This is a genomic window from Actinocatenispora comari, from assembly GCF_017312725.1.
GTDB classification, from domain to species: domain Bacteria; phylum Actinomycetota; class Actinomycetes; order Mycobacteriales; family Micromonosporaceae; genus Actinocatenispora; species Actinocatenispora comari.
Window position 1 is genome coordinate 57,952 of sequence record NZ_BOPO01000127.1, and the last position, 13,271, is coordinate 71,222.

Below are 13,271 nucleotides of genomic sequence, written 5' to 3' on the forward strand. Positions count from 1 at the left end.
GTCCGTCCCGGGGTGCCCAGCCACCCCGGGACGAACCCTGTGAGGGAGGAACCCGATGCACCGACCGCCATCCCGAAGACTCGCCGCCGCGATCGTGGCCAGCGCCGGTCTCGTCGCCCTGGTACCGGCCGCGGCCGGTACGGCGGCGCCCGCGCCGGCCGCGACCGGGGCCGACCGGCAGCAGCAGTTCGCCGCCGCCGCGGCCCGCCACCACGTACCGCTGTCCGTCCTGTTGGGAGTGTCCTACCTGGAGTCCCGGTGGGACGCGCACGTGGGGCAGCCGAGCAGTGCCGGCGGGTACGGCCCGATGCACCTCACCGACGTGACCCGGGTCGCGGCGCCGGCCGCGCGCGGGGACGCCCGTGGTGACGACGCGCGGCCGATGACCACGCCGGCCCAGCCGTCCCGTACCACCGACGATCCGGCGCTGCACACGATGGACGCGGCCGCCGCGCTCACCGGTGCGAGCACCGCCACCCTGCAGACCGACCCGGCGGCGAACATCGACGCCGGTGCCGCGCTGCTCGCCGACTACCAGCGGCAGCTCGGCGCGGGCGGCGGCGACGCGGCCGACTGGTACGGCGCGGTGGCCCGCTACTCGGGTGCCACCGACGCGGCCGGCGCGCGCGAGTTCGCCGACGAGGTCTACCAGGTGATCCGCACCGGCGAGACCCGCCGCACCGACAGCGGCGACACGGTACGGCTGGCCGCCCAGCCGTCGGTGGCCCCGAAGACCGGCCAGCTGTCCGCGCTGCACCTGAGCAGCGCGAAGGCCGAGGCGGGCACCCCGACGCCGGAGTGTCCGTCCAGTATGGACTGTGACTTCGTGCCGGCCGCCTACGCGCAGAACAGCGCCGACAAGGGCGACTACGGCAACTACGACCTCGCCGACCGGCCGAGCAAGCTGAAGATCCAGTACATCGTGATCCACGACAACGAGGGCTACTACAACGGCACGCTGAGCTGGTTCCAGAACCCGGCGGCGTACGCGGCGGCGCACTACGAGCTGCGCAGCTCCGACGGCCACGTGACGCAGATGATCCAGAACACCAACGTCGCCTGGCAGGCCGGCAACTGGTACATCAACGCGCACTCGATCGGCATCGAGCACGAGGGGTTCGCCGCCACCGGCGCCACCTGGTACACCGAGGCGATGTACCGGCAGTCCGCGAAGCTGGTGCGCTACCTCGCCGCGAAGTACCGGATCCCGCTGGACCGGCAGCACATCATCGGCCACGACAACGTACCGGCGACCACCGCCGGCGGGATCAAGAACATGCACTGGGACCCGGGCCCGTACTGGGACTGGAACCACTACATGAACCTGGTCCGCGGGCACGCGCAGCGGCCCGGCCGCACCGGTGGCCTGGTGACGATCTCGCCCGACTTCGCCACCAACCAGCAGCCGGTCACCGGCTGCGACAAGTCCGGCTCCGGCACGCCGTGCGACGCGCAGGGCACCAACTTCGTCTACCTGCACACGCAGCCGAGCGCCGACTCGCCGCTGGTGTCCGACCCCGGCCTGCACGCCGGGCCCGGTACCACCGACATCGCCGACTGGGCCGCCCGCGCGGTGGACGGCCAGCAGTTCGCGCTGGCCGGGCGGCACGGTGACTGGACCGCCATCTGGTACGCCGGGGTCAAGGGCTGGTTCCTCGACCCGCACCGCAGCCCGACCGCGACCGCGGCGCACGGGTTCGTGGTGACGCCGAAGCAGGGTGCCACGGTGCCGATCTACGGCAAGGCGTACCCGGAGGCCAGCGCCTACGACGGCACCCCGGTGCCGGTGCAGTCGGTCACCGACCTCGGTTACACCATGACCGCGGGGCAGCGGTACCCGCTGGGGTTGACCAACGTGGTCACCGACTACTACTACGCGCCGACGATCGACAGTTCGCTGCCCGGGGACCACACCGTCGTGGTCGGGCACGACCGGTACTACGAGATCCAGTTCGGCCACCGCATCGGCTTCGTCCGCGCCGACGCGGTCACCATCCGCCCGGTGTAGGTGACGAGCTAAAGGCCACCTCTGTTCGCCTTTCAACCCCCCGTGGGGGAAACGTGGGGAGGGGACTTCGCCCCTCCCCACACCCCTCCCCGTCAAGGGGGCAGTCGCCCCCTTGACCATCCCCCGCCGGAAACGCGGAGACGAGATCGCGACCCCGCCTAGCCGCCTCGGAACATCGGGGTACCGGCGAGGTTTCGCCGACGCCGCCTGGCCGCCACGGAGCTGCTCTTCTCTCGCACGCACCCAGCGGTGGGCAGCCGGCAACCGCAGGGTGCGTGCGGGTCGGGACCAGACGACACACGCAGTGCAGGGCTGACCGCAACCACCAGCGCCGCAGGGTCAGCGGGTTCGGGGGGTGGCGGACTCGGACGTGCCGACGATGGCGGAGAGGACGTCGTCGAGGGTGACGATGCCGATGGGTGCGCCCTCGGTACCGACCAGGGCGATGTGGTGCCGGCCGCGGCGCATCGACAGCAGCAGGTCGGCGAGCGTACGGTTCGGCGCCACCACCGGCAGCGGCCGGATCGCGGTGGCGGGCAACGGTTTGCGCCGGGCCGGCCCGGTCACCTCCAGCACGTCCTTGACGTGGATGAACCCGAGCACCCGGCGGGACGAGCGGGCCACCACCGGGAACCGGGACCGGTGGGTACGGTTCGCGGTCAGCTCCAGCGCCGCCGGCGAGATGTCGTCCGGTACGGCGACCACGTCCATCCACGGCAGCAGCGCGTCGGCGGCGGTCAGCCGGCCGAGCGCGAGCGCGCCGGCGAGCCGGGCGTGCTCCGGTTCGGCCAGCAGCCCCTCGGTGCGCGACTCGCTGACCAGCCCGGCGAACTCGTCGGCGTTGAACACCGACTTCGCCTCGTCCGGCGGTTCGATCCGGAACAGCTTCAACACCAGCCGGGCCAGCCACTGCACCGCCACCAGCAGCGGGCGGGTGATCGTACAGAAGCCGAGCAGTGGCGGCGCCAGCCACAGCACCGCGCGTTCCGGCCCGACCAGCGTCAGGTTCTTCGGCACCATCTCGCCGAGCACCGTGTGCAGGTAGGTGACGATCGCGAGCGCCAGCACGAACGACACCGGGTGCAGCACCCCGTCCGGTACGTGCGCCGCCTCGAACGGGATGCGCAGCAGGTGCGCGATCGCCGGCTCGGCCGCGGCGCCCAGCCCCAGCGAGCAGATCGTCACGCCCAGCTGGGTACCGGCGACCATCAGCGGCAGCTGGCTCATCGCCGACAGCGTCCACCGGCCGCGCCGGGACCGCCCCGCCTCCGCCTCGATCTGGGTACGCCGGGACGCGATGATGGCGAACTCGCCGGCGACGAAGAACGCGTTGCCGGCCAGCAGCACCACCGTGACGATCAGTGCTCCGACGTTCACCCGGTCACCTCCCCGACCGCGCGCCGGTCGGCAGATCCGGGGCGGTCTGCGCCGGTCGGGCGGTGCCGGGCGGCGGTCATGACGGCTCCTGCGGGACGTACTCGCTGGGCGGTTCCCAGCCGGCCGGTGGACGCACCCGGACCTGCTCGATCCGGTGCTTCTCCACCGAGGTGACGGTGAACTCCCAGCCGTCGTGCTCGATGCTCTCCCCGGCCACCGGGATGTGCCCGAGCTGCGCCATGACGAACCCGGCGAGCGTCTCGTACGGGCCGTCGGGCAGCCGGAAGCCGCACTGCTCGTACAGCTCGTCGGCGCGCAGCACGCCGGGCATCAGCTTCGCCGGATCGACACCGGGCGCGGTGATCTGCACCGTCTGCGCCGACGCCGACTCCTCCTCCGGCCGGTCGTACTCGTCCTCGATGTCGCCGACCAGCTCCTCGACCAGGTCCTCCAGGCTCACCACGCCGTCGGTCCCGCCGTACTCGTCGACCACCACGGCGAGGTCGCGCCCGCCCTGCCGCAGCGCCTCCAGCACCTTGTCCAGCCGCAGGCTCTCCGGCACGAACACCGGCTCGCGCGCGTACCGGCGCACCAGCGTCGCCCGCCGTTGGTCCGGCGGTACCGCCAGCACGTCGGAGATCACCGCGACTCCGACGATCGAGTCGAGGGTGTCCACGTACACCGGGAAGCGGCTGCGGCCGGACTCGTTCGCCAGCGCCAGCATGTCGGTGACGGTGGCTTCGGCGGGCAGCGCCACCACGTCCACCCGCGGCGTCATCGCCTCCGCGGCCCGCTTGTCGCCGAACCGGATCGTTCGCTGCACCAGCATCGCGGTCTCCCGGGGCAGCGCGCCGGCGCGCGCCGACATCGCCGCGAGCAGCCCCAGTTCCTCCGCCGACCGGGCGCTCGCCAGTTCCTCCTGCGGCTGCACCCCGAACCGGCGGACCACCGCGTTGGCGGAACCGTTCAGGATCCGGATCAGCCAGCCGAACACGGCCGAGAAGCCGCGCAGGATCGGGGTCACCGCCCGGACCGCGCCCATCGGCCTGGCCAGCGTGGCGTTCTTCGGGACCAGCTCGCCGAACAGCATCGAGAACAGCGTCGCGACCACCAGCGCGAGCACCGCCGCGATGCTTGCCGCGACGTCCCCGCCCAGCCCGGCGAACAGCGGCCGCAGCAGCTTCGCCAGCGCCGGCTGGGCCAGGTAACCGGTCAGCAGCGCGGACAGTGTGACGCCCAGCTGGGCGCCGGACAGCTGGAACGACAGCCGGCGGAACGCCGCGAGCACCTGCCGGGCCCGCCGGTCGCCGGCCGACGCCTGCCGCTCGATGCTGACCCGGTCGGCCGTCACCAGCGCGTACTCGGCCACCACGAAGAAGGCGTTCGCCCCGGTCAGCAGCACGAAGGCGGCCAGCGGTAGCACCGTCGACAGCGCGATCACCCGTCCGAGTCGACGCGCGCGCTGGCCACCTGGGTCGCGGTCGAGCCGTCGACGCGGAACAACCGCAGGTGGTACTCGCCGGTCGGGAACGGCATGGTGAAGTGGCCGACGTACCGGCAGCCGGACAGTGTCGCCGGTTGCCGCACCACGAACGCCTTGCCGGCGGCCATCGACTCGCTGCCGACCGGCTCGACCTTCCCGCCGACGATGCGGGCGGAGGTGGCGCCGAACGTCACCGCGTACGTGTCGGCCCTGCCGGTGGCCGCCCAGTACACCGGGTTGCCCTTTTTGACGTGGCCGACCGAGCCGGTGACCTTGGGGGTGCCGCACTGCGCCTTCGGCGGCCACGTGCCGTGCCGGGCCGCGAGTGCCACGGCGCCGACGAACACCACCACGATCAGCACCGCGAGCAACACCCGCGGCTGGTACCAGATGGGCGGCTTGTGCCGTTGCCAGATCGGCTGCTCGGGATCGTCCGGATGTTCGGGCGGCTCCTCGTCGGCCGGGCGTCGCGGGTCGTCGCGCAGCACCGGATGCTTCCCGTTCGTCCGGCCGGTCTCGGCCGGGGCGGGCTCGGCCGACGATCGACCCGGACCAGGTCGATCGTCGCCGCCGGCTGCGTGCTCCACGAGGTGCAGGCTACGCCGTGCCGGCCCGGTGACCGCACCAGCCCGCCCGCGTGACAGCCGCTTCGGGACCGTTTCGGTACGCAGGCCGCCGGATCCGATCCGTGGCTGATCGCGGCGTTGGGCCGATACGCACTGTTGGCCCGGAACGCCGGTCTGCGTCGGAAAGTTTCAATCACGTATAGAAGATGGTGAATACCACCGGTCCGGTCTTGTCTTGATCTTCCTCGGGTAGATGAATGCGGGCGGTAACTGTCCAGACCGATCAATCCGATCCATCCGTATCGATGGGACTGCTCCTCGAACAGCGTGGACGGGTTGGGCGAAGACGACAGCGAGGAACCCATGACAGGACCGCAATCACGCGGCGTACGCGGACGGCGCCGGTGGCGGCTCGCGACCATCGCGGGAGTGGCAGCGGCCGCGGCCCTCACGTTCATCGGCTCCGGTACCGCCAACGCCGCACCGTCGGGGCCGCACGGCGTCGACGTCTCCCACCACCAGGGCTCGATCGACTGGGCCGCGACCGCCCACGGCGGGGTGAAGTTCGCCTACATCAAGGCGACCGAGGGCACCACCTACCACGACGCCGCCTTCGCGGCGAACTACAACGGCGCGTACCGGGCCGGCGTCGTCCGCGGTGCCTACCACTTCGCGCACCCGTCCAGCTCCAGCGGCGCCACGCAGGCCAACTACTTCCTGGCGCACGGCGGCGGCTGGTCGGCCGACGGCCGGACGCTGCCCGGCGCGCTGGACATCGAGTACAACCCGAGCGGCGCCACCTGCTACGGGATGAGCGCCGGCAGCATGGTCAACTGGATCGCCGACTTCCGGAACACCTACCACGCCAGGACGGGCCGCTGGCCGGTCATCTACACCACCACCGACTGGTGGACCCGGTGCACCGGCAACTACGCCGGCTTCGCGGCGACCAGCCCGCTGTGGCTCGCCCGGTACGCCTCGTCGCCCGGCGCGCTGCCGGCCGGCTGGAAGTTCACCACGATCTGGCAGTACGCCGACCAGGGCTCGGCGCCCGGTGACCAGGACGTGTTCAACGGCTCGGCGACGCAGCTGACCACGTTCGCCCGCGGCGGCGCGGCCAAGGCGACCGGCAAGCCCACACCGAAGCCGACCACGGCGGCGCCGAGCACGCCGAGCAGCCCGACCGCCGGGCCCAGCCACGCGCCCAGCGCCACCACGTCACCGTCGCAGGTGGCCACGCACAGCCCGACCGCGGCGCCGTCCGCCTCGCCGAGCGACAGCGCACCGGCCCTGCCGGTCACCGGTACCAGCCTGGGCCTACTCGCGGGTGGCGGCGCGGCACTGATCGCCGGCGGCGTGATCCTCTACCTGCTGACCCGGCGCCGGCGCACCAGCTCCTGACGCCGGTACGTCGACGGGCGGTGCGGTTCCCTGGTGGGGAACCGCACCGCCCGTTCCGGCGCGTCCGGCTACTTGCCCAGCGAGCGGAGCAGCACGGTGGCGACGTCGAGCACCTCGACGTCGTTCTCGGCGTCCACCCCGTCCGGCTTGGTGGCGTTCACCCCGTCGGACATCATCGTCATGCAGAACGGGCAGGCCACCGCGATGGTCTTCGCCCCGGTCGAGCGGGCCTCCTCGACCCGCTCCACGTTGATCCGCTTGCCGATCCGCTCTTCCATCCACATCCGGGCTCCGCCGGCGCCGCAGCAGAACGACCGCTCCGCGAACCGCGGCATCTCGGTCAGCCCGCTCGCCGCGCCGTCGCCGGCGGCCGCGCCGTCCCCGCTGCCGGCGGCGGCGCCGATCAGCTCCCGCGGCGGCTCGAAGATCCGGTTGTGCCGGCCCAGGTAGCACGGGTCGTGGTAGGTCACGCCGCCCTCGATCGGGGTGACCGGGGTGAGCTTGCCGGCGGCCACCAGATCGGCCAGCAGCTGCGTGTGGTGCACCACCGAGTACTCCCCGCCCAGCTGCTCGTACTCCCGGGCCAGCGTGTTGAAGCAGTGCGCGCAGGACGCGACGATCCTGCGTTTCGCCTTGTCCCGGCCCTCGAACGCCTCGTTCAGCGTCTCCACGTTCTGCTGGGCGAGCATCTGGAACACGAACTCGTTGCCCATCCGCCGGGCCGGGTCACCGGTGCAGGTCTCGCCCTCGCCGAGGATCGCGAACTCGACGCCCGCCTCGTGCAGCAGCGTGGCCACCGACTTCGCGGTCTTCTTCGCCTTGTCGTCGAACGCCCCGGCGCAGCCCACCCAGTACAGGTACTCGAAGTCGGCGGCCTCGTCCGACCCGACGCGCGGGATCTCGAAGTCCAGCGACTTCGTCCAGTCCTCCCGGGTGTTGGGGTTGGCGCCCCACGGGTTGCCCTTGTTCTCCAGGTTGCGCAGCATCACGCCGGCCTCGGTCGGGAAGCTCGACTCGATCAGCACCTGGTACCGGCGCATGTCGACGATGTGGTCGACGTGCTCGATGTCCACCGGGCACTGCTCGACGCAGGCGCCGCAGGTGGTGCAGGACCACAGCACGTCCGGGTCGATGACGCCGTTCTCGTCCGGGCCGCCGATCAGCGGCCGGTCCGCCTCGGCCAGCGCCAGCGCGTCCACCCCGGCCAGCTGCTCCTGGCTCGCCTTCTCCTCGCCGGTGGCGTCCTTGCCGCCGCCGGCCAGCAGGTACGGCGCCTTCGCGTGCGCGTGGTCGCGCAGCGACAGGACCAGCAGTTTCGGCGACAGCGGCTTGCCGGTGTTCCAGGCCGGGCACTGCGACTGGCACCGGCCGCACTCGGTGCAGGTGGTGAAGTCGAGCAGCCCCTTCCAGGTGAACTGCTCCACCTGCGCGACCCCGAACGGGTCCTTCTCCGGGTCGGCCTCCTCGAAGTCGAGCGGCTTGCCGTCGGCGTCGGCCATCGGCTTGAGCGGGCCGAGCGCGGCCGCACCGTCGGAGTTGCGCTTGAAGAAGATGTTGAAGAACGCGAGGAACCGGTGCCAGGCGACGCCCATTGTCAGGTTCAGCCCGATGACGATGAACCACACCCAGGACACCAGCAGCTTGACCAGCGCGCAGATCGTGACGAGGTTCAGCGCGGTGCCGTGCGGCATGCCGGTGAAGATCGAGCCGAACGCGTGCGACAGCGGCGTCGCCCAGGTCGGGTACGGGAAGTCGCCGGCGGCGATCTTGAAGGTGCGGATGGCGAAGATCGACGCGCAGATCGCGAAGATCGTCCACTCCACGTAGTACGCCTGCCAGGCGGTGGAGCCGAGGAACCGGGAGCGGCTGCGCCGGCGCGGCAGGTTCACCTGGCGGATGATGATCAGCACCGTGATGGAGATCCAGCACAGGCCGGCGATCAGCTCCATGAGCAGCCCGTACACCGTCCAGTGACCGATCACCGGCCACTCGAACCGCGGGTTGGACACCTCGCCGAACGCCTCGACGATGGTGAACAGCAGCGCGCCGAACGCCACCATCACGAACCAGTGGGCGACGCCGACCCGGGTCCACTTGAGCATCCGGGTGTGGCCGAGGATCTCGCGCAGCATGGTGGCGGTGCGTTGACCCTTGGCGACGAACCGGCTCGGGTCGCTCGCGCCGACCCGGAACAGGCGGACGAAGTACCGGCCGGCACGGACCGCCATCACGACGGCGCCGGCGAACACCAGCCAGGCCACCACGGTGGCGACGATCTGGAGCGCGTGCATGGTCCGCGTTCCTCCCGGGTTGCGGGTGTGGGCTGCCGACAGCTTATTACTCGCCGGTAGCACGTGGGGTTCGGCCCGCCGCCCGACCGGCCGGCCGCAGCGGAGCGCGACCGGTTTGTCCGATCGAGCGCGCGAACCCGTGATCTCCGGCCGAACGGGCCCGATCCGACGCTCACACCCTACGTGTTCACCCCGCGCAACCTGGCGTTCCGCACTCATCGGTACGGACGGTGTTTGCGTGACCGCCGTCGGTGGTATCGCGTTAGCAGTAGAGGTTGTTGCGAGGTCCGGGCACCGCACGCGGACCGCGCAACAGGCCCGCAAGGCGCCAGGGGCGGTCCCGGAATCCGTCCGGACTTCGGGACGGGCCCGCAACGGAGCCGCCGGTCGGTGGTTCCCGGCCGCGGCTCGTACGGAGCCGAGCGGCCGGCGATCCCGCCGCCGCGGCCGAGGAGGTACCCGCAGTCATGCGCAGTCCGTACACGCTGGATGATCCGCCGCCGCGCCAGCCACCGGCGGCGGTCGTCGAGGTGACGGCATGGGCGCTCGCCGCCGACATCTGGCACGGGCACCAGCCGGACAGCCTGCTCGGTACCGAGTGCGCCGAGTGTCACGGTTCGTGGCCGTGCCCGAGCTGGGAGGTCGCCGACTCGATCCTCGCCGACGTCTGCCCGCCCGGTACCACGCCGCGACGAGCCGCCGACGCCGGGGCGGGCGGCCGGGTACCGCGGTCGGCGGCGCCGCCGCTGCGCCCCGCCACCGGGTCCGCAGCCGCGCCGGTGCACGCCGCGGTGCCGGCGAGCTCCACCGTCGCGGCCGCGCTGGCGCCGCCGGCCGAGCCCGCGCCGTCGCCGCACGCGGCGGAGCCCGAACTGCCCTCCCAGGGCACCGGGCGGCACGCCGTCGCCGCGGACCGGCCGTCGTTCGCGCAGCGTGCGGGCGGCCTGGTACCGGCGACCCGGTCCGGCACGCCGACCCGCGGCCGGCGCCGCCGGGCCGAGCCGACGGACGGTACCGAGGTGCCGATCGAGCGGTCGGCCGAGCGGCTGGTCGGGCACCGGGCCCGGGCCACCCAGGAGCTGCCGGTGCTGGGCAACCTGCCGCGCGCGTTGCGCGCCGCCGGGGACACCGGCCGGCACTGACGCCGCCACCGCGCCCGCCGCGGACGCCGCCACCGCGCCCCGCCGCGGACACCGGCCCGCGCCGGCGCCGCCACCGTGCCCCGGGGTGTCCTCCGCCACGGTCGCCGGGTGCGTTCCGCCACCCTCGGGGGGAATGAGGACCGGGGGTGCCGCGTTGTGTGACCATGAAGGTTGCGTGAGGCAGGCTCAACCCAAGTTGACGATCGGTGTTCGGTCGCGTCAACATTGAGCCAAGCGCACTCAACTTCGCCACATGGCAGCAGAAAACGGCCACCTGGCATCAGTAACGGAGGAAGCAAACATGGCACGTGCGGTCGGCATCGACCTCGGCACCACCAACTCTGTGGTCAGCGTCCTGGAGGGTGGCGAGCCCACCGTCATCGCGAACGCCGAAGGCGCGCGCACCACCCCGTCGATCGTCGCGTTCGCCAAGAACGGCGAGGTCCTGGTCGGTGAGGTCGCGAAGCGTCAGGCCATCACCAACCCGGACCGGACGGTGCGCTCGGTCAAGCGCCACATGGGCACCGACTGGTCGATCGACATCGACGACAAGAAGTACACCTCGCAGGAGATCAGCGCCCGCACCCTGCAGAAGCTGAAGCGGGACGCCGAGGCCTACCTGGGCGAGCAGGTCACCGACGCGGTGATCACCGTCCCGGCGTACTTCGAGGACGCGCAGCGCACCGCGACGAAGGAGGCCGGCGAGATCGCCGGTTTCAACGTCCTGCGCATCATCAACGAGCCCACCGCGGCCGCCCTGGCGTACGGGCTGGACAAGGGCGACGCGGAGGAGACCGTGCTGGTCTTCGACCTCGGCGGCGGCACGTTCGACGTCTCGCTGCTGGAGATCGGCGACGGCGTGATCCAGGTGCTCGCCACCAACGGTGACAACCACCTTGGCGGCGACGACTGGGACGAGCGGATCATCAAGCACCTGGTGCAGACGTTCCAGGGGCAGCACGGCGTCGACCTGGGCAAGGACAAGATGGCCCTGCAGCGCCTCAAGGAGGCCGCCGAGAAGGCCAAGATCGAGCTGTCCGCCACCACGAACACCACGATCAACCTGCCGTACATCACGGCCGGTCCGGACGGCCCGCTGCACATGGACATCTCGCTGTCCCGCAGCGAGTTCCAGCGCCTCACCCAGGACCTGCTGGACCGCACCAAGGCCCCGTTCGAGCAGGCGGTGCGGGACGCCGGCATCAAGGTGTCCGACATCGACGACGTGATCCTGGTCGGCGGCTCGACCCGGATGCCCGCGGTGAACGAGGTCGTCAAGGAGCTGGTCGGCAAGGACGCGCACAAGGGCGTCAACCCGGACGAGGTCGTCTCGGTCGGTGCCGCGCTGCAGGCCGGCGTGCTCAAGGGTGAGGTCAAGGACGTCCTGCTGGTCGACGTGACCCCGCTGTCGCTGGGCATCGAGACCAAGGGCGGCGTGTTCACCAAGCTGATCGAGCGCAACACCAAGATCCCGGTGAAGCGGTCCGAGGTGTTCACCACCGCCGACGACAACCAGCCGTCCGTGCTCATCCAGGTGTTCCAGGGCGAGCGCGAGATCGCCGCGTACAACAAGAAGCTCGGCACCTTCGAGCTGACCGGGCTGCCGCCGGCGCCGCGGGGCGTGCCGAAGATCGAGGTGTCCTTCGACATCGACGAGAACGGCATCGTCAACGTGTCCGCCAAGGACGAGGCGACCGGCAAGGCGCAGTCGATGACCATTTCCGGCGGCTCCTCGCTGCCGAAGGAGGACATCGAGCGGATGATGCGCGAGGCGCAGGACCACGCCGAGGAGGACAAGAAGCGGCGCGAGGAGGCGGAGACCCGCAACCTCGCCGAGGGCCTGCAGTTCCAGACCGAGAAGTTCCTCGCGGAGAACGGCGAGAAGATCCCGGCCGACAAGAAGTCCGAGATGGAGGAGGCCCTGGGCGAGCTGCGTGGCGCGCTCGGCGGCCAGGACATCGAGTCCATCAAGACGGCGCAGGAGAAGCTCGCGAAGGTCTCCCAGGAGGCCGGCGCCGCGATGTACGCAGCGTCCCAGGCCGCCGGTGAGGGCGGCTCGGCCGGCGCCGAGGGTGCCGCGGGTGCCGGCGCGACCGGTGACGCGGGCGCGCAGCCCGGTTCCGCCGCGGGCGGCAAGGACGACGTCGTCGACGCCGAGATCGTGGACGAGGACGACAAGAAGTGACCGAGCGCAAGTCAGCCGACGCAGGAAAGGTGCCCCCGGCCACCGGGGGCACCGGCCCGCGCGAGGACGAAGAGCAGGAGGAGCGGATAGTCGTGCGCGACCGGCGTCGCATCGACCCGAACGGCACAGCGCCCCGCGGCGGTACGGACACGGCCGCCCCGGCGTCGGCGAAGGCGGCGGACCAGCCGGCCGAGACGGCGGAGCCGAGCGAGGCCGGTACGTCGGAGGCGACCGCCGCGCCCGATGCCGGTGAGGTGGAGAAGTTGAGTACCGAGCTCGCCGAGCGCACCGCCGACCTGAAGCGGGTCGTCGCGGAGTACGCGAACTACCGGCGGCGGGTCGAGCGGGACCGCAACGTGGCCGCCGAGCAGGCGACCGGCGCGGTGCTCGCGTCGCTGCTGCCGGTGCTGGACGACCTCGACCGGGCCCGCGAGCACGGCGACCTGGTCGGCCCGTTCGGTGCGGTCGCCGACCAGCTGACGTCGGTGTTGACCAAGGCGGGTCTCACGCCGTACGGCGAGGCCGGCGATCCGTTCGACCCGATGCACCATGAGGCGGTGGCGCACTCGCTGTCGCCGGACGTCACCGAGCCGACCTGCGTGATGGTGATGCGCCGCGGCTACCGGCACGGCGAGCGGATGCTGCGGCCGGCCATGGTCGCGGTCGCCGACCCCGACCCGGACGCGCCGTCGACCGAGGCGGCCACCGAGTCGACCGCCTCGGCCGACGCCGGTGAGCAGCAGAAGAGCACGGACGAGCCGAGCACGGACGGGTCGGAGAGCTGACCGGTTCGATGCGTGGACAGGTGGAAGGGGGGC

9 protein-coding genes are annotated in these 13,271 nt (G+C 71.8%); 5 read left to right on the plus strand and 4 right to left on the minus strand.

Annotation, left to right across the window (positions count from 1 at the left end; genetic code table 11):
* The first annotated feature begins 55 nt into the window (after window positions 1-55).
* Entirely contained in the window at window positions 56-2,008 is a 1,953-nt protein-coding gene (locus NUM_RS30705) for an N-acetylmuramoyl-L-alanine amidase (RefSeq protein WP_207128402.1), read from the plus strand.
* Window positions 2,009-2,347: 339 nt separating this feature from the next.
* On the opposite strand, the gene NUM_RS30710 is transcribed toward NUM_RS30705, so the two are convergent.
* The 3 genes from NUM_RS30710 to NUM_RS30720 form a co-directional block, all read right to left on the minus strand.
* Window positions 2,348-3,385: a hemolysin family protein gene (locus tag NUM_RS30710; RefSeq protein ID WP_207128403.1), complete on the minus strand. Its 1,038-nt coding sequence runs from the start codon at window positions 3,383-3,385 to the stop codon at window positions 2,348-2,350.
* Between the two features lie 76 nt (window positions 3,386-3,461).
* Window positions 3,462-4,826, minus strand: coding sequence for a hemolysin family protein (locus tag NUM_RS30715; RefSeq protein ID WP_225918957.1), 1,365 nt, complete (start codon window positions 4,824-4,826; stop codon window positions 3,462-3,464).
* Window positions 4,823-5,455, minus strand: a complete 633-nt coding sequence (locus tag NUM_RS30720; protein WP_207128404.1) for a hypothetical protein — start codon at window positions 5,453-5,455, stop codon at window positions 4,823-4,825. Before NUM_RS30720 ends, NUM_RS30715 begins: the two co-directional genes overlap by 4 nt.
* 408 nt (window positions 5,456-5,863) lie before the next feature.
* Between NUM_RS30720 and NUM_RS30725 the strand changes: the two genes are divergently transcribed.
* Window positions 5,864-6,835: a lysozyme gene (locus NUM_RS30725; protein WP_225918958.1), complete on the plus strand. Its 972-nt coding sequence runs from the start codon at window positions 5,864-5,866 to the stop codon at window positions 6,833-6,835.
* A 68-nt stretch (window positions 6,836-6,903) separates the two neighbouring features.
* Here NUM_RS30725 and NUM_RS30730 read toward each other — a convergent pair whose 3' ends face one another.
* Window positions 6,904-9,126 (minus strand): (Fe-S)-binding protein, encoded by a 2,223-nt coding sequence (locus NUM_RS30730; RefSeq protein ID WP_207128406.1) that lies wholly within the window; start codon window positions 9,124-9,126, stop codon window positions 6,904-6,906.
* 467 nt (window positions 9,127-9,593) lie between these two features.
* Between NUM_RS30730 and NUM_RS30735 the strand changes: the two genes are divergently transcribed.
* From NUM_RS30735 to grpE, 3 genes are all read left to right on the plus strand, one after another.
* Entirely contained in the window at window positions 9,594-10,268 is a 675-nt protein-coding gene (locus NUM_RS30735) for a hypothetical protein (RefSeq protein WP_207128407.1), read from the plus strand.
* Window positions 10,269-10,569: 301 nt separating this feature from the next.
* On the plus strand, window positions 10,570-12,453 hold the full coding sequence (dnaK, locus tag NUM_RS30740) for a molecular chaperone DnaK (protein WP_207128408.1): 1,884 nt from the start codon (window positions 10,570-10,572) through the stop codon (window positions 12,451-12,453).
* Window positions 12,450-13,238 (plus strand): nucleotide exchange factor GrpE, encoded by a 789-nt coding sequence (gene grpE / locus NUM_RS30745; protein ID WP_207128409.1) that lies wholly within the window; start codon window positions 12,450-12,452, stop codon window positions 13,236-13,238. Before dnaK ends, grpE begins: the two co-directional genes overlap by 4 nt.
* Window positions 13,239-13,271: the final 33 nt, after the last annotated feature.

Excerpts from the sequence above, each read along its gene's own strand:
- NUM_RS30705 (WP_207128402.1), top strand. The coding sequence starts at position 56 with ATGCACCGACCGCCATCCCGAAGACTCGCCGCCGCGATCGTGGCCAGC.
- NUM_RS30730 (WP_207128406.1), bottom strand. The coding sequence starts at position 9,126 with ATGCACGCGCTCCAGATCGTCGCCACCGTGGTGGCCTGGCTGGTGTTC.
- NUM_RS30735 (WP_207128407.1), top strand. The coding sequence starts at position 9,594 with ATGCGCAGTCCGTACACGCTGGATGATCCGCCGCCGCGCCAGCCACCG.
- dnaK (WP_207128408.1), top strand. The coding sequence starts at position 10,570 with ATGGCACGTGCGGTCGGCATCGACCTCGGCACCACCAACTCTGTGGTC.